At 64.5% G+C, this 16726-nt stretch carries 11 protein-coding genes; 2 read left to right on the top strand and 9 right to left on the bottom strand.

Going from position 1 to position 16726, the window contains the following annotated elements:
- Nucleotides 1–26 precede the first annotated feature (26 nt).
- Both X760_RS50130 and X760_RS50125 read left to right on the top strand, forming a co-directional pair.
- Nucleotides 27–1352 carry a folylpolyglutamate synthase/dihydrofolate synthase family protein gene (locus X760_RS50130; RefSeq protein WP_023718289.1) on the top strand — a complete coding sequence of 442 codons (1326 nt, stop codon included), beginning with the start codon at nucleotides 27–29 and terminating at the stop codon, nucleotides 1350–1352.
- Nucleotides 1349–1834 carry a VOC family protein gene (locus tag X760_RS50125; protein ID WP_245278550.1) on the top strand — a complete coding sequence of 162 codons (486 nt, stop codon included), beginning with the start codon at nucleotides 1349–1351 and terminating at the stop codon, nucleotides 1832–1834. Before X760_RS50130 ends, X760_RS50125 begins: the two co-directional genes overlap by 4 nt.
- Nucleotides 1835–1880: 46 nt before the next feature.
- On the opposite strand, the gene X760_RS50120 is transcribed toward X760_RS50125, so the two are convergent.
- The 9 genes from X760_RS50120 to X760_RS50075 form a co-directional block, all read right to left on the bottom strand.
- Complete coding sequence (locus tag X760_RS50120) at nucleotides 1881–2162, bottom strand: cupin domain-containing protein (RefSeq protein ID WP_023718287.1); 282 nt, start codon at nucleotides 2160–2162, stop codon at nucleotides 1881–1883.
- Between the two features lie 132 nt (nucleotides 2163–2294).
- Nucleotides 2295–2618, bottom strand: a complete 324-nt coding sequence (gene trxA, locus X760_RS50115) for a thioredoxin (protein WP_023677558.1) — start codon at nucleotides 2616–2618, stop codon at nucleotides 2295–2297.
- Nucleotides 2619–2691: 73 nt separating this feature from the next.
- Nucleotides 2692–6204: a double-strand break repair helicase AddA gene (gene addA / locus X760_RS50110; protein WP_023718286.1), complete on the bottom strand. Its 3513-nt coding sequence runs from the start codon at nucleotides 6202–6204 to the stop codon at nucleotides 2692–2694.
- Nucleotides 6201–9338, bottom strand: coding sequence for a double-strand break repair protein AddB (gene addB / locus X760_RS50105; protein ID WP_023718285.1), 3138 nt, complete (start codon nucleotides 9336–9338; stop codon nucleotides 6201–6203). Before addB ends, addA begins: the two co-directional genes overlap by 4 nt.
- Nucleotides 9335–10093: a nucleotidyltransferase family protein gene (locus X760_RS50100; protein WP_023718284.1), complete on the bottom strand. Its 759-nt coding sequence runs from the start codon at nucleotides 10091–10093 to the stop codon at nucleotides 9335–9337. The genes addB and X760_RS50100 overlap by 4 nt, the downstream gene beginning before the upstream one ends.
- Nucleotides 10094–10128: 35 nt before the next feature.
- On the bottom strand, nucleotides 10129–11640 hold the full coding sequence (gene tsaE / locus X760_RS50095) for a tRNA (adenosine(37)-N6)-threonylcarbamoyltransferase complex ATPase subunit type 1 TsaE (RefSeq protein ID WP_023718283.1): 1512 nt from the start codon (nucleotides 11638–11640) through the stop codon (nucleotides 10129–10131).
- Nucleotides 11641–14414: 2774 nt separating this feature from the next.
- A complete protein-coding gene (gene ahcY / locus X760_RS50085) occupies nucleotides 14415–15815 on the bottom strand; it encodes an adenosylhomocysteinase (protein ID WP_023718282.1) in 1401 nt (466 codons plus the stop codon).
- A gap of 168 nt (nucleotides 15816–15983) precedes the next feature.
- Nucleotides 15984–16280 (bottom strand): HPr family phosphocarrier protein, encoded by a 297-nt coding sequence (locus tag X760_RS50080; RefSeq protein WP_023718281.1) that lies wholly within the window; start codon nucleotides 16278–16280, stop codon nucleotides 15984–15986.
- Nucleotides 16277–16678, bottom strand: a complete 402-nt coding sequence (locus X760_RS50075; RefSeq protein WP_023718280.1) for a PTS sugar transporter subunit IIA — start codon at nucleotides 16676–16678, stop codon at nucleotides 16277–16279. Before X760_RS50075 ends, X760_RS50080 begins: the two co-directional genes overlap by 4 nt.
- Nucleotides 16679–16726: the final 48 nt, after the last annotated feature.

Raw genomic sequence — 16726 nt, 5'->3', positions numbered from 1 at the left:
GTTGTGCGCACGCTTAGGATTCCTTCATGACCACGCTTGCCGCCGACCGCGAAATCGAAAGCCTGATGGCGCTTCACCCGAAGGGCTTCGACCTTTCGCTTGACCGCATTTCGCGGCTACTCGAGCGCCTCGGCAACCCGCAGGACCAGCTGCCGCCGGTCATCCACATCGCCGGCACCAACGGCAAGGGCTCCTGTGCCGCCTTTTCACGGGCGCTGCTCGAAGCCGCCGGCTACCGCGTCCATGTCCACACATCGCCACATCTGGTGAACTGGCATGAGCGCTACCGACTGGCCGCCGATGGCGGCGGCAGGCTGGTGGACGACAAGGTCTTCGCCGAAGCCATCGCCCGCGTCGCCAAGGCCAATCAAGGCCAGAAGATCACCGTGTTCGAAATCCTCACCGCAGTCACCTTCGTGCTGTTTTCCGAATATCCGGCCGATGCCGTCATCCTCGAGGTCGGCCTTGGCGGCCGATTCGACGCCACCAATGTCATCGCCGAGCCGGCCGTGTCGGTGATCATGCCGGTCTCGCTCGACCACGAAGCCTATCTCGGCGACCGCGTTGAACTGATCGCCGCCGAAAAGGCCGGCATCATCAAGCGTGGATGCCCGGTCGTCATCGGCGCGCAGGAAAGCGAGACGGCGCAGCAGGTGCTCATCGAAACCGCCGAACGGCTCGACTGCCCCGCCTTCGTCTATGGCCAGGATTTCCTTGCCTATGAGGAAAACGGGCGCATGGTCTATCAGGACGAAGACGGATTGATGGACCTCCCGCCGCCGCGCCTGCCGGGGCGCCACCAATTCGCCAATGCGGCAGCGGCGATCGCGGCGGTCAAGGCGGCGGGCTTCGAGATCAGCCACCGCGCCGCCGAGAAAGCGATGGCCAATGTCATCTGGCCGGGCCGCATGCAAAAGCTGCCGCAGGGGCGGCTGGGCGAACTGGCGCCGAAGGGCGCCGACATCTGGCTCGACGGCGGCCATAATCCCGGCGCCGGCGTGGTCGTCGCCGAGGCGCTGGCCGAGCAGGAGGAAAAGAACCCGCGGCCGCTGTTCCTGATCTCGGGCATGATCAACACCAAGGACCAAAGCGGCTATTTCCGTGCCTTCAAAGGGCTGGTGCGGCATGTCTACACCGTGCCGGTGAGCACGAGCGACGCCGGCGTGCCGAACGACGAACTGGCGACGCGCGCCATCGAGGCCGGCCTGTCGGCCGAACCCGTCAGTTCCGTCGCCAATGCGCTGATGCTGCTGCGCGACACATGGGACGGACCGCCGCCGCGCATCCTTATCGGCGGCTCGCTTTACCTGGCCGGTGCGGTATTGGCCGAAAACGGCACACCGCCGGTTTGAGGCGTGCCTCCACCCGGGCCATGATGACGCCACACCTATCAGATCACCGCGAGGAGCCAATCATGATCAAGGTAAAGCAGCTCGCTCACGTTTGCATTTTCGCGAATGACCTGGAGAAGACGCGAAGCTTCTATCGGGACGTCCTCGGCATGGATACGCAGTTCAATTTCCTGCGCGACGGCAAGATTTTCGGCTTCTATCTCAATTGCGGCAGCCGTAGCCATGTCGAAGTGTTCCAGAAAGACGGCGCGAGCTATAGCGACTTGAACCAGATCAACCACTTCTGCCTCGAAGTGGAAAACATCGACGCCGCGATCGCCCATCTGAGGTCAGAGGGGGTTGATGTCACTTCCAAGAAACGCGCGTGCGATGACACCTACCAGGCTTGGATCCGCGACCCCAACGGCGTGAAGATCGAACTGTTCGAATACACTGAGAAAAGCGCACAATTCGTCGGCGGCGATCGTATCGCGGATTGGTGATCGCGCGTCGACGGACAATGTGGCGGCGCAGCCGATGCTTGGTGGATTACTTCAGCTCGACCTCGATAAAGGCGAATTCGCCGTCGTTCGCGCTGATGACGTCATGTTCGACGCCCTCGTTGCGGAAATACGGCGCGCCCTTCTTCATTTCGGCGAAGGATTCGCCATCCTTGGTCAGGAGCTTCACCTTGCCGTCGGTCAACGGCACGATCACATAGTCGTGGCCATGGCGGTGCCAGCCGGTGTTGTCGCCCGGGGCGAAGCGGTATTCGGTGACGATGACGCGCTCATTGTCGATGAAGACGGTGGCCTTGGCGGATCCGGTCATATCGCTTCTCCTTTGTATTCAGAAGAGAAGAATACGGGGCGGCAAGCCGCGAGTGCCAGAGCGGCCCACCAATGACGCCAGCAAAAGAAAGCCCGGCACGAGGCCGGGCTTTTCTGCAAAATTTTGATCGGATCAGGCGAGACTGCCGTTGATCCAGTGCGACAATGCCGTTTTCGGCGCAGCACCGACCTTCATATCGGCGACTTCGCCGCCCTTGAAGATCATCAGCGTCGGGATCGAGCGCACGCCGAACTGCGCGGCCAGCTCAGGATTCTCATCGATGTTGAGCTTGGCGATCTTTATCTTGCTGCCGAGTTCGATGGCGATATCCTCAAGCGCCGGGGCGATCATCTTGCACGGGCCGCACCATTCCGCCCAGAAATCGACCACGACCGGCTCCTTGGCGTTGAGCACGTCGGCCTGGAAATTGCTCTTGTCGACCTTGACGGTGGCCATGCTGAGATCCTTTCGATTTGTTCGTCGCACCAAATGTGGTGGTGATCGCGTCCGTCTTCAAGCAGGTGTTGTGTCACGCTCCCGTGAGTCGAGCAAGGGCGTCGTCCATCGCCGCCGCCGGCAGCTCGATCAGCCGCGGGGCTTCGGTGAACAGCAGCGCCGCCAAGACCTCGCGTCCCCGATAGAGCGGCTGAAGCAGCGCGCGATACAATGCAAGCTGCAAGACATAGGCAGGGGGCACTTCGGCGAGCGTCGCCGGCGCAGGCCGGTTGGTCTTGTAGTCGACGATCGACACCTTGTCCGGCGCTACCGCCAGCCGGTCGATCTTGCCGGAGATCGAGCGCAGTTTGCCCCTCACCTCCAGGCTGCCCATGATGGCGACTTCAGCGCGCGAGTTTGGTGCAAACAGCGGCGCGAAGCGGCTGTCGGCAAGAATTCTGGAAACGCCAGCCAAGGCTTTGTCGCGCTCGTCTTCAGGCCATTGAGCTCCGGCGCGCGCCAAATAGCGCTCGGCGGCATCCTGGCGTTTTCCTTCGGCGATGCCGGGCAGCATCTGCAGCAATTTGTGCAGCGCCAACCCGCGAATCACGGCAAAGCCGGGCTCGGCGTCGGCATCCAATACCGGCGAACGCGTGTCGGCCACCGCTTGCCGCGCCTCGTCGATCAGCACCGAGGCGCCGGACGGCGAGAGCGGCCGCGGCAGTTCCTCGAAAGGCGGCAAAGGCTGGAACAGGGTTTCCGGCAGTGGCGCAAAGCGTTCCGCCTGTCGTGCCTCATCCACTGCCGCCAGCGGCATGGGCGGCAGCTTCGTCACCTGAAAACGATGCACGGTCTCGCCAGTGGCGGGATGCCGGCGTTCCGCGCTTTCGGCGGCGCCGACCAGCGCGCGGCTGACGACCGAATGCCAGGTGCCGGTATTCGGCGCCCGCTTGCCATGGTAGCCGCAGACGATCAGCCGATCCTCGGCGCGGGTCATGCCGACATAGAGCAGCCGGCAGTATTCGTCGTCGGCGAGCTCGCGGGCGCGGGCCGATGCGGCGCGTGAAAATCCATTGGCGACATCGCTGGCCGAACGCCAGAGATAGCCCTTGCCTTCCCAGCGGTCGCCCGAGCCTTGGAACGGCATCAATCTCGGCAGGTGCTGGTCGCTGAACGGCGCGGAGCCGCCATCGACAAGGAATACCACTGGCGCTTCCAGGCCCTTGGCGGCATGCACGGTCATGACGCGAACCTCGTCGCGGGTCTGGTCCATTTCGCGCTTGATCTCGGGGCCGGCGTTTTCCAACGTCGACAGGAAGGATTCCAGTCCCGGCAGGCCGGTCCGCTCCTCGGCCAGGCAGAAATTCAGGAATTCGTCGAGGATGTCGCCGGCCTCCGGCCCGAGCCGCGCGATCATCTTCTTGCGCAGGCCGTCGCGGGCGAGAGCTGCGGCATAGAATTCGAACACCGGCTTGAATGCGGCCTCGTTGGACCATGTGTCGAGCCGGCTGACGACGGCGGCCAACGCCTCGCTTTCGCCGGCATGCCGACGCACCGAGGCGATCAGCGAGACGCCCGACGGCCTCTCGGCAGCAAGCGCGAAAAGCTGCTCTTCCGAGACATCGAAGATCGGGCTGCGCAGCACGGCGGCCAGCGACAGATCGTCCTGCGGCTGGATGAGAAAATGGCCGAGTGCGATCAGGTCCTTCACCGCGATGTGGCCGGGCAGGCTGAGCCGGTCGGCGCCGGCCACCGGAATGTCGCGGCGCTTCAGCGCCCGCGTCAGCGCATGGACGAAGCGATCGCGCTTGCGCACCAGCACCAGCACATCGCCGGGCCGCAGTTTCTTGCCGCGGCCTTCGATAGTCTCGCCGCCGCCGATCCAGCCGGCAATGGTTGCCGCGACGTTTTCAGCGACGCGTACTGCCGGCGCATGGGCATGGTCGACCGCTTGCGTCCAATCGTCTGGTTCGTCGACGACATCGGCGCCGATCGACGGCCAGACCTCGACATAACCCGGCGCATCGGTGCGGATCGCCTTGTGGTCGAGCGGATCGGGATCGTGGCTGATGCCGCGCCGCACGTTCGGGTCGGCAAAGACACGATCCACCGCCGCAAGCACGTCGTCGGTCGAGCGGAACGACCAGGTCAGCTTGAGATCGGCGAAGGCGGCGGCGGCGCTTCTAACTTTGCCGGCAAACAAAAGCCGGCTGTCAGCAAAGGAATCCGGGGCGGCCCCCTGAAAGGAATAGATCGACTGCTTTTCATCACCGACGGCAAAGATGGTGCGGTGGACGGCGTCGCGGGCGCCGAGCCCGGCAAAGAACTCCTCCGCCAGCCGCTTGACCACGTCCCACTGGTCGGGACTGGTGTCCTGCGCCTCGTCGAGGAGGATGTGGTCGATGCCCTGGTCGAGCTTGTATTGCACCCATGGGCCGGCGTCGGGCCGCGCCAGTAGATTGACAGTGCGGGTGATCAGGTCGTTGAAGTCGAGGAAGCCGCGGGCGCGCTTCAATTGCTGGTAGCGGGCGATCAGCCAGTCGGCGATGGTCAGCGCGGCACGCGTGCCTTCCAACATCCTGAACAAGGCCAGGCGGTCGGAGATTTCGAGAATGGCGTCGACCGCCACGAGATAACGTTCGGCAAGATCGGGCAGCCGGTCGAGCAGCGCCTTCTTGAACGTCTTTGCCGGATCATAAGGCTCGCCATCGGCCCTCAGGAAAGCCTTGGCAAGCAGATTCAGGCGTCGGACCGGATCCTGCTCGGCGAAGGCAAGACGGGCGTATGGCAGCAGATTGTTCAGCACGATGCGTGCATCGGCGGCCTCGGCCGCCCGTGAAAAGGTGACGAGATAATCCGGCAGGAAGCCGGGCAGCGGCCAGACCGAGGCGGCGATGCCTTCGGCGGTCTGGCCGGCGCGGAAATGGAACTCGTCGAACAGCGCCTGAAAACCATCGCCGCCGGCCGCGGCGATGAAGGTGCGCAAACCGTCGCGCTTGCGCACGATCTCGCCTAGCAACGCGTCGAGCCCATGTTCGCCGCCGCGCTCCAGCACGGTGGCGAAAGCCTCGGCCAGTGCCGCATCGCCTGCAACGCCGCCGGAGATCATGTCGCGGCGGGCGGCGGCGAACAGCGAAGCCTCCATTTGCGGATCAAGCATTTCGAAATGCGCCGGGATGTTGGCTTCCAGCGGGAACTGATGCAGCACCGATTCGCAGAAGGCGTGAATGGTCTGGATCTTCAGCCCGCCCGGTGTTTCCAGCGCCTCGGCAAACAGCCGCCGCGCCCGGCGCATGGTTTCGCGGTCGGGCTGGCGGCTGTCCAGCGCCTCTATCCGTGTCGAGAGCTCGGCATCACCAAGCGCCGTCCATTGCGACAGGGTCGAAAACACCCGGTTCGACATGTTGGCGGCGGCGGCGCGCGTATAGGTCAAGCACAGGATCTTGGACGGATCGGTGCCGCGCAGCAAAAGCCGGATGACGCGCTGGGCGAGCACATGGGTCTTGCCCGATCCGGCGTTTGCCGACACCCATGCGGAGTTATGCGGGTCGGAGGCGCTCGCTTGGCTGGCGGCGGTGTCGCTCGGGATGGGATAGGCCTTCTTCACGCCTCCCCTCCCTCCTCGTCGGCGTCGCCGCCGGCGGACCATTCCAGCACGCGGGCGAGATGGTCGTAGTCGCCGTCGGTCTCACCTTCGCGGAACGGCAGCGCCCGCGACAGATAGCCGGTCGCCGGGTCGGCGTAGTGGATCAGCAGTTTTTCCAGCCGCGCCCAAGCCTCTTCGGCGAGATCGGCGGCGGTTCGCGGCTTGCGGTTGTATTCGAGGATCGATTCCTCGAACACCTCTCCGTTCGGCTTCAGCCGCACGAAGGCCAATTGCGACGGCTCGCATGCGCCAAGCTCCTTGAAGGCGCCGCGACGCAGCAGCGCGCCCTCCAGCGCCAGTTGCGGCGCGAGCAGCGTGTGCGCCTGCGCTTTGGATGGCGAGGAGCCGGTCTTGTAATCGAGGATGTCGGCCATGCCGCCGGCCAGCAGATCGATGCGATCGGCATAGCCGGACAGGGTCACGCCGGATCGGCCGACGCCGGTCTTTTCGGCGCGTTCCTCGGCGTGCCGCCGTACCACGGCGGCGGCCCGGCCGCGCTCCCATTCGATAATGCCGGCGGCAAGCTTTTCGAAGCGCGGCCACCACACCGCCTCGACATCGGCGGGCAGGGCAGCCTCGGCAAAACAGGACCGGCCGGCGGCAATGAGCCCGTCCAGCGCCTCCGGCGCGCGCGGGTCGGCCACCCTCGCTGAGAAGAGGTGCAGAATGGCGTGAAACAGCGTGCCGCGCTCGGCAGCGCCCGGATCACGAACGACCGGATCGAGTGGCATCAGGCCGAGTATCCTTCTGGCATAGACCGCATATGGGTCGCGACGTAGCGTCTCGATCTCGGTGACCGAGAAGTGGTGCGGCCGCAGGGCGAGCGGCGGTTTCGGCTGCGGCCGCGGCGCAAAGTCCTGCTTTTCGCCGGCATCAAGCGCACGCGCCCAGGCAAGCAGTTCATCGCCGCGCCGGCGAAGTGCCACAGCATGGTCCTCGCCGACGAAGGTAAGGATACGCTGCAGCCAGCGCGACGGCACCGACGGAGCGTCGCCGGAACGGGCGGAGCGAGCCAGCACCACTTTTTTGGCGCCCATGGCCATCTGGAAATCATGGGCGGCAAGGCCGATGCGCCGCTCCGGCGGTTCAAGATCGATGCCGGTCTTCATCAGCCGCGACATAAAGCGGTCACTCTCCGGCTTGCGCGGCCACACGCCTTCGTTGAGTCCGCCGACGACCAGCGTGTCGATATCCTGAAGCCGCGCTTCCAGCACGCCCCAGATGGCGATGCTCCTGTCGGTGCCCTGCGCCGGCTTGACCATTTCGGGCGCAATCAGCGCCTCCATCACATCGGGCCATTCGTCCGCGGCGAAGGAGAACGACACCGAGGCCGCGACCAGACCGCGCAAGAGCTCGGCAAGCTTTTCACCGGCATCGCCGGCATAGAGTTCGCTGAGGCTTCCGTCAGCAGCGCGGCCGAGGCTTTCGAGCACGCCGACACTGGCGCGCACAAGCGTGGCAAGATCGGCATTCTCCTCGCCGCGAAAGGCAACCAGCGGCGCCAGCGCAGCCGTTAGCCGGATCAGCAGATCGCGCGCCTGTTCGATGCGCCTGACCGAGAGGCGCGATCGCCAGAAAGGCGGGCGGCGATTGCCGCCGTCGTCGAATTCGGCAAGCCGGGCACCGAAGAGTTGCGGCAGCGACGCGACGTCCGGGCGACCGGTGCCGCCGCGCAGCGCCACGAGTTCGACGATTTCGGCCGCATGGCGGACGCTTGCCCGCTCCAGGCCGAGGCCAAGCAAGGGATGCTTGAGCAGTGACAGCAGGGCGACCGGATCGCCCGGGCGGAACGCCGCCTGAAGCGCCAGCCGGAGCAGGCTGGCGGCTGGCGTGTTGATGAGCGGCGTGCCGCCGGAATCGTCGGCGGCGACGCCGAAGCGCAACAGCTCGACCGAGACGCGTCGCGCCAGCGCGCGGTCGCCGGTGACCAGTGCGGCGCGCTGGCCGGGCCGTTCGACGGCCTGTTTGAGCGCAACGGCGATCGCCACGGCTTCGTCGCGTTCGCTGGCGGCCTCGAGAAGCGTCACACCAGCGAAGGCCTCGGCACTATCGCCAGCGGTGAAGCGCGCGCGCGTCTCGGCCCAGAGCTCGGTGGTCTCCGCCGGCCGCAGCGCCTCGCCGACAAGTGCGGCGCGCAGCGCAAGTGGCCGCGGCGCAACAGCAAGCTCCCCGACATCGGCCCGAAGCACCCCGATCTTGCCGATCAACTTTGCCAGGCCGTATTGCGGATGGCCAAGCAAAGCCGGCCGCGCACCAGGTGCACTGACGGCGGCAAAGGACGGCTCGTCCAGCGTCCGGTCGAGGCCGGGCAGCACAACAGCGCCATTGGGCAGACCGGCGATTACGGCAAGCAGCTCGGCCGTGGCGGGGATGGAGCCGGTAGAGCCGGCGGCGATCACCGGCCCGGCGGGTGGATTGCGCTTCAGCCGCGCCGCTTCCAGCCTTATCAGGGCATTGCGATGCGCTGCCGGATTGGAGCGACGGCGTTCCTCGAGCAGCTTCGGCCAGTTCTCAGTCACGATGGTCAGGAAATCGAGCGTCACCTGCCACCAGCCTGCAAGGTTGCCGGTTACAAGGTCGGCGAGCCTCGCCCAATCCGTGCCTTCCGTCTCGATCTCATCCATCAGCCGTGCAAGGTCGCGCGCCAGCCAGATGGCGTCGGCGGCGGAGGCCGGGATGACGATCTCCTCGTCGAACAATGCCGCGACATGTGCCGGCAGGCGGCGTTTCCACGCCCGCACCAGCGGCGCAAGCAGCAGAAGACGCTCGACCGCGGCGATCGGCGGCGCAAAGTCGATGGCGGCCGAAGCTTCCGTCTCGAAGGCGGCTTCATCTTCATCAAACTCACCAAGTGGGCGGATGACCGGCAGGATCGCCGAACGGCTTCCCGAGCGCGAGAGAGCATCGACGAAGACGCCGCGGAGCGCCCGCGCTGCACGGCGCGTCGGCACGTAGATGGTGAGATCGGCCAGCACCAGCGGATCGCCATCATAGGCAAAGCCGGGAACCAGGCGCCCTGCAAGCAGCGCCTCGGCTAGCGTCGGCAGGAACGGCGCTCCGGGCGGGATCGAGAAAACGCGGCGGGAGCCGCTCATTTCGACTCGGCAAGAGCGCCGGGTGCCTCAGCAAGAGCATCGGGCGTGCCGGCAAGCGCGGCAGCGACCACTGCTTCCGCCCGCGGGATCGCGTCGGGTGTGCCGACAGTGATCCAATGGCCACGCATCGTCATGCCGAACAGGCGGCCGGCGGCGATTGCCGCATCGAAATAGGCGTTGAGCGACAGCGGGCCGGCCGGCGCGTCCTTGAAGATGCGCGGATGGACGATTGCGGCGCCGGCATAGATCAGGCCGGCCGGATCGTTGTTCGCACGCCGCAACGCGCCGTCCGGCGCCATCAGGAAATCGGTGCCGCCGCTATGTCCGGTTGCCGACTGGAGATCCGCAAGCATCAGCAAAATGTCCATTGTCGCGCCCTCCCATGCAAGGGCAAGTCGCCTGAGATTGGAAACGCCGCTGTCGATCCAGAAGGTGTCGGCGTTGAGCACATAGAAGGGTGCCCCTAACCTGGGCAATGCCTTGACGATGCCGCCGGCAGAGTCGAGCAGGCCGCTGCTCTCATCCGAGATGACGATTCTCGGCGCACTGCGGCGGGCTACATGGTCCACGATCTGTTGCGGCAGGTAATGGACGTTGACGACGGCCTTGGCGACACCGGCTTCGGCTAGGCTGTCCAGCCCCCAGTCGAGCAATGTCTTGCCGGCGACCTTGACCAGCGGCTTCGGCATGGTCTCGGTGATCGGCCGCATGCGCTTGCCGAGCCCGGCGGCAAGCACCATGGCGGTCGTCGGCATCGGTCCCGACGCTTTCAGGCCCAAATCCTTAGCCTTCAAATCGAGCGTTCCTCCAGCAAGCCGTGGGCGATGTAGAAATCCTGCAGCCCGGCCAGCGCCGGATGCGCCAGCGCCCGGCGAAGATAATCGCGGATGCGCGGCAGATGCTTCAGATAATAAGGCTTGCTGTCGCGTTTTTCGAGCCGCACGAAAATGCCGAGGATCTTGGAATTGCGCTGTGCGGCCATGATTGCATAGGTTTCGCGGAATTCGTCTTCGTCGAAGACGCCGGCGTCGCGTCGCGCGGCGATATAGGCGGCGAGCGTGTGCTTTTCGATTTCAGGTGAAATGGTGACGCGCGCGTCCATGGCGAGCGAGGCGACGTCGTAGGCTGACGGACCGATGAGCGCATCCTGGACATCGACGACGCCGAGACGATCGTGACCGGAACGGTCACCGCGCCAGATCAGGTTGGGCGAATGGAAGTCGCGCAGCATTAGCGTGTATTCGCGCCCCTCGAGCCGATCGAGCACCGCATTCCATTCGCTGCGATAACCGGCGCGCAACGCCTCGCTTGGCGGAGCGCCTGATATCGCAGGGACATACCAGTCGACCAGCAATTCGGCCTCGATCATCATGGCGTCGCGATCGAAAGGCGGCACCTCGTGGAAGACGCCGGGGCCGGCCTGCATGCTGGCCGGCCATGTTTTGCCGTGCATCATGGCAAGCAGTTCGGCCGCCGCCGCGTAGCGCTCGGCCACCGGCTGGCCGCGCTTGTCCAGGAACCCTTGGGACCCGAGATGCTCCAGCAGCAGAAAACCCTGGTCGAGATCCTGGGCATGGATTTCCGGGACGCTGACGCCGCCGGCCCGCAAGGCACGGTCAATGGCGACGAACGCCGAAACGGATTGCGCGGTGTGGGCGATCTCGGCATAGGGTTTGCCGTCGCGGACTGGCGGTCCGAGCACCAGCCTTGGCGAGTTCATCAGCACGCGCGGCGGAAATCCGGCGAGCGTGACGATCTCGTAGGAGCGAGCCGAGGCATCACCGATGAAATATCGCCGCTGCGCTTCGCCCCAACCGGCCTGGCCGAGAAAATCGCGCATGGCCAGCGATCGCGCCGCGCGCTCGAAGGCGGCGCCCCCTCCCGATAGTCTCGCCAATCGGCCGTCGCCCTGCTGGAGAAGTTCGACCAGCACCGAGGTTTTCGGCAAATATGCCTCTGCCCGTTCCGGCCATTCGACCAGTGCGGCCCCTTGCGTCAGCGCCTCGTCGAAACCCAGCTCGTCCAACTCGGATGCCGCGCACAAGCGGTAGAGATCGAAATGATGGACCGGCACACGCGTGTCGTAACTCTGGACCAGCGTAAAGGTCGGGCTCGGCACGTCGAGGCCGGCATCGTCGGCCAGTGCCTTGACCAGCGCCCGCGCCAAGGTCGACTTGCCGGCGCCGAGATCGCCCTTGAGAGCGAGCACGTCGCCAATGCGCAGCGACATGGCGAGGTCCTCACCAAGCCTTGCCGTCGCAGCCTCGTCGGCGAGAAAACGCTCCAGCACCAATACCGCCATCGAACGCGCTACTCGGCCGCCGCGCGGATGCCGGACGGCGTGTCGGGAAAGGCGCAAACAACCGTAGTGCCCTTGTCCCTGCCGGTCTCGATGCGGACGCTGCCGCCATGCAGTTCGACAAAGCTCTTGACGATCGACAGGCCGAGCCCGGCGCCGCGGCGGCGGCCGCCATTGGTGCGCGGCTCGAAGCGCCGGAACACCGAGTCAAGCAGGTCCGGCGGCATGCCAGGGCCGTCATCGTGAACGGAAAATTCCACGCCGTCGGCAAGTTGGCGGCAGGCGAGCGTTATGGTGCTCGCCTCCGGCGCGTAATTGGCGGCATTGCTGAGCAGATTGTAGAGGATCTGGCGGACCCGGATTTCGTCGCCGTGGAAGGTTTTCGGCGCGGCCGCCGCGTCGATCCTAAGCTTGATCGCATGTTCCTCCAGTCGGTCGGCGACCAGTTCGGCGGCGGCTGTAATGGTTCGATCGATGTGAACTTCGGAAATGTCGAGTTCCATGATGCCGGCATCCACCGTCGCCAGATCGAGGATGTCGTTGACGATGGTGAGCAGGACCGAGGAGGACGAGCCGACATGCCCGATATATTCGCGTTGCTTCTGGTTCAACGGACCAGTCGACGGCAGTGAAAGAAGCTCGGTAAAGCCGATGATATTGGTGAGTGGCGAGCGCAGCTCATAGGAGACGTGCTGCACGAATTCGTTCTTGATCTGGTCGGACTTTTGCAGCGCCTCATTCTTGTCCTTCAGCGCCCGCTCGACATTGACGCTGTCGGTAACGTCGACGAAGGTCATCATCACCTGGCCGTTGGGCAAGGGGATGACGGCGTAGCGCAAAACGGTGCCGTTGTTCAATTCGGTCTGGCCGTGGCGGTCGCGGCGCTCGTCGTCGAAGCCGGTGATGGCGGCAACGAACCCGCCCCACGGACTGTCGACGGCACGGCGGTCGCAAAGGTCGCGGATCGTCGAGACATGGACGTTGGGTTTTGAGGCATCGGCATCCAGCCCCCACAGTGCTGCGAAGGCCGGGTTGGACAATCTCAGCCTGCCGTCGGGACCGAATACAGCGACGCCTTCGGCAAGGTTGTCGAGCGTCTCGCCCTGAACCCGGACGGCGGTCTGGTAGCGGCTTTCAAGGTCCATCTTCTCGGTCAGGTTCTCGAACACCCAGGTGACGCCGCCCTTGGGCTGCGGGTTGGCGACGACGCGAATGGTCTTGCCGTCCGGCAGATGCCACCAATGCTCCTGCGATTCAACCGCGCGATAAGCGCCGAGCAAGCTCTCTTTCCAGCGCCGCCATTCGGGCTGCTCGGCAATCTTGCCTTCGCTGCGCAGGCGGTCGAGCAGCAAGGCGTTGTCCGGCGCGCTGTGCAGGAAGCCGCTGTCGAGGCCCCATAGTTTCTGGAACGCCTGATTGAAAAACCGCAATTTCTCGTCGGTATCGAAAATCGCCACGGCAGTGTTGAGCTGATCGAGCGTATCGGCGTGGCTCTGCACGGTCCGCTCATACTCGGCGCGAATGGCCTCGATGGCGCTGATGTAGATCGGAAGAGCACACGTCTGAACTCCNAGCCGAACCATCCGCCCCGGCAAAGTCGGTCACGGCAAACATACGGCGGTCGCCTTCGATCACAGTGGAGAGCGTCTGTTCGAAGACGGGGTGCGACTTGTGCTGCGCAGCAATCGTGTCGCGCGCCTGGCCGCCGAGGAATTCCTTGCTGTCACGAACCGCCGATTCGGCATTCTCGGCCTCGACCGCTTCGGCATAGGCCCGGTTGACCCATTTCAGCCGCCCGTCGACGGTGCGTAGCCATGACGGCATCTTGAGCGCATCGAGAAGTCCGATCAGCGTCTCATGGTCGGCGGCCAAGCGCTGGTTCTCGATCTTCAGCCTGGCCTGGCTTCGCTGTGTCTCCGAAAGCGAGACGAAGCGAACCAATACATGCGCCGCACTCTTGCGGCCGTGAACCTCGAGCGGCTGGCCGGCCTGCGATTCGATGACCAGATCGAAGGGCTTTGCCTTGTCCCGCAGCGCCGCCACGGCATGTTCCAACGCGGCCGCCGAACGCGGCATCAGCCAGCGGCCGAAAGCCAGGAAGGCCGCCCGGTCCTCCGGCGCGCCGCTCTCGATCGGCAATGTTCCGACAAGCTCGGGTTTCTTGTTTTCGGCGGCCCATACGACCACGCGCTGGTCGCGGGAATGGAGCAGCGCCTCGGAGCGCTGCAGCGCGGCATTGACGTCGGCGATGCGGGTCCTGAGCTCGGCATTTTCCGCCGCGGTGCGCGCCCTTTCGCGGATCAGAAAGATGGCCGACAGCAATGCCGCCCCCATGACGCCGACAAACATGGCGAGTTGCATGACCTCGACCGTGCTGACCGACAGCCCGGCCTTTTGCGCCACGCGGGTTTGGGCATGTGCGGCAAAGCCAAGCAGCGGACCAACCAGCGCGGAAGAAGCAAGCAGCACCCCGACACGGCTGCCGGCACGGCATAAAAGGCTGCCGCCTCTGGCAGCGGAGCCCGTGATCGAATCGTTATGGCCGCCGGAAACGGCCTGTCCCGCGCAAGGCGGGTTATCCCCCGGCATGTCTTGGTCCTCTTCGCCGCCTGAATGCAAGACCGCCCTGATGCGTGCGCCCGGGCCTCGTCCCCGGACCGCGAATCAGCACCATAGCGCTTGCGCGAATCGGCGTGAAGAATCAATCAGCGCAAAAATAAAGCCGGGCGAAAAGTCAATCGCCCGGCTTCAATATCTAGTGGCAAGTTTCGCCGTGGTTAATAGCGGTAGTGTTCCGGCTTGAACGGTCCCTGCGGGGTGACGCCGATATAGGCGGCCTGTTCGCCGGACAGTTCGGTCAGGCGGGCACCGAGCTTATCGAGATGCAGGCGCGCGACCTTTTCGTCGAGATGCTTCGGCAGGACATAGACCTGGTTCTCGTACTGACCGGGCTTGGTGTACAGCTCGATCTGGGCCAACACCTGGTTGGTGAAGGACGCCGACATGACGAAGCTCGGGTGGCCGGTGGCGTTGCCGAGGTTGAGCAGACGGCCTTCCGACAAAAGGATCATCCGCTTGCCGTCCGGGAAGGTGATCATATCGACCTGCGGCTTGATGTTGGTCCATTTCAGGTTGCGCAGCGACGCCACCTGGATCTCGTTGTCGAAGTGACCGATGTTGCCGACGATCACCATGTCCTTCATCAGGCGCATGTGGTCGAGGGTAACGACGTCCTTGTTGCCGGTGGTGGTGATGACGATGTCTGCCGTCGGTGCCGCGTCTTCGAGCGTGACCACCTCGAAACCGTCCATCGCTGCCTGCAGCGCGCAGATCGGATCGACCTCGGTGACCTTGACGCGGGCACCGGCACCCTTGAGCGAAGCCGACGAGCCCTTGCCGACGTCGCCATAGCCGCAGACGACCGCGACCTTGCCGGCCATCATCGTGTCGGTGCCGCGGCGAATGCCGTCGACAAGCGATTCCTTGCAGCCATATTTGTTGTCGAATTTCGACTTGGTGACGGAATCATTGACGTTGATCGCCGGGAACGGCAGCAGGCCTTTTTTCTGCAACTGATAGAGCCGGTTGACGCCGGTCGTCGTCTCTTCGGTGACGCCGCGGATCGCTTCCTTCTGCTTGGTGAAGAAGCCGGGCGATGCCTGCATGCGTTTCTTGATCTGGGCAAACAGGATCTCTTCCTCTTCGCTGCCCGGATTGGACAGCACATCCTCGCCGGCCTCGGCGCGGGCGCCGATCAGGATGTACATGGTGGCATCGCCACCGTCGTCGAGGATCATGTTGGAGGTGCCGCCATCGGCCCACTGGAAGATCTTGTCGGTGTAGACCCAATAATCCTCCAGCGTCTCGCCCTTGACGGCAAACACCGGAATTCCGGCCTCGGCAATGGCCGCGGCAGCGTGGTCCTGGGTCGAGAAGATGTTGCAGGAAGCCCAGCGGATATCGGCGCCGAGCGCCTTAAGCGTTTCGATCAGCACCGCGGTCTGGATGGTCATGTGCAGCGAGCCGGTGATGCGCGCGCCCCTGAGCGGCTTCTTGTCGCCGAATTCCTCGCGGCAGGCCATCAGGCCCGGCATTTCGGTTTCGGCGATCTCGATCTCCTTGCGGCCCCAGCCGGCAAGCGCGATGTCGGCGACCACATAATCCTTGCTACCCATCATGGCAGTGCTCCGATGCGAATTGATTGCGGGACGCGCCCCGCCCCGAAGGCGTGTGGGAGGGCGCGAGTTGCCGGCCTGACTAGCAGATCGGGAGTCGGACGACAATGGGATATAAAGAAATCTTTATCCGTGCATGTCTTCAGCGGCAACCAACACGAGAGAGCGCCGTCAGCATTCCTCGCCAAAACGGGAAGCAACCAGTTGCTCCAGCGCATCGATGACCTCTTCGGCCTGCGGGCCGCTGGCGGTGACGCGGATCGAATAGCCGGGGCTCGCCGCCAGCATCATCAGGCCCATGATCGAGGTGCCGCCGACCTTGACGCCGTCCTTCTCGACCTGGACCGTGGCATTGAAGCCGCTGGCAATTTGAACGAACTTGGCCGAGGCGCGCGCGTGCAGGCCGCGCTGGTTGACGATCGGAAAGTCGCGAACGATCTTGTCCTTTTCCGGCAACAGCGCGCTCATTTGCTGCTCAGGAGCTGACTGGCGACGTTGATGTATTTGCGGCCGGCAGCCTGCGCCTCATCCAGCGCGGCCGCCATGTTGTCGCCTTTGCGAACGCTGGACAGCTTGATCAGCATCGGCAGGTTCATGCCGGCAATGACCTCGATGCGGCCGGATTCCATCACGGAAATGGCGAGGTTGGAGGGCGTGCCGCCGAACATGTCGGTCAAAACGATGACGCCTGATCCGGTATCGACGCGGCCGACTGCGTCGATAATGTCGCGACGGCGTTGTTCCATATCGTCGTCGGCACCGATCGCCACGGTCTCGAAATTGTCTTGTGGCCCAACGACATGTTCCACGGCATTGCGGAACTCGGCGGCCAGTTGACCGTGCGTTACAAGCACGAGTCCGATCATTCTTTGGTGGCTCCCGTCATCGCCGCTTCACAGGCGCATTTTATGCTC

The sequence above is a fragment of the Mesorhizobium sp. LSHC420B00 genome (assembly GCF_000503055.1).
Classification (GTDB): domain Bacteria; phylum Pseudomonadota; class Alphaproteobacteria; order Rhizobiales; family Rhizobiaceae; genus Mesorhizobium.
The sequence above is the reverse complement of the archived record's forward strand: the minus strand, read 5'-3'. Positions and strand labels throughout refer to the sequence as shown.

Excerpts from the sequence above, each read along its gene's own strand:
- trxA (WP_023677558.1), bottom strand. The coding sequence starts at position 2,618 with ATGGCCACCGTCAAGGTCGACAAGAGCAATTTCCAGGCCGACGTGCTC.
- tsaE (WP_023718283.1), bottom strand. The coding sequence starts at position 11,640 with ATGGCGGTATTGGTGCTGGAGCGTTTTCTCGCCGACGAGGCTGCGACG.
- X760_RS50080 (WP_023718281.1), bottom strand. The coding sequence starts at position 16,280 with ATGAGCGCGCTGTTGCCGGAAAAGGACAAGATCGTTCGCGACTTTCCG.
- X760_RS50075 (WP_023718280.1), bottom strand. The coding sequence starts at position 16,678 with ATGATCGGACTCGTGCTTGTAACGCACGGTCAACTGGCCGCCGAGTTC.
- X760_RS50100 (WP_023718284.1), bottom strand. The coding sequence starts at position 10,093 with ATGCCGACGACCGCCATGGTGCTTGCCGCCGGGCTCGGCAAGCGCATG.
- ahcY (WP_023718282.1), bottom strand. The coding sequence starts at position 15,815 with ATGATGGGTAGCAAGGATTATGTGGTCGCCGACATCGCGCTTGCCGGC.
- X760_RS50130 (WP_023718289.1), top strand. The coding sequence starts at position 27 with ATGACCACGCTTGCCGCCGACCGCGAAATCGAAAGCCTGATGGCGCTT.
- addB (WP_023718285.1), bottom strand. The coding sequence starts at position 9,338 with ATGAGCGGCTCCCGCCGCGTTTTCTCGATCCCGCCCGGAGCGCCGTTC.
- X760_RS50120 (WP_023718287.1), bottom strand. The coding sequence starts at position 2,162 with ATGACCGGATCCGCCAAGGCCACCGTCTTCATCGACAATGAGCGCGTC.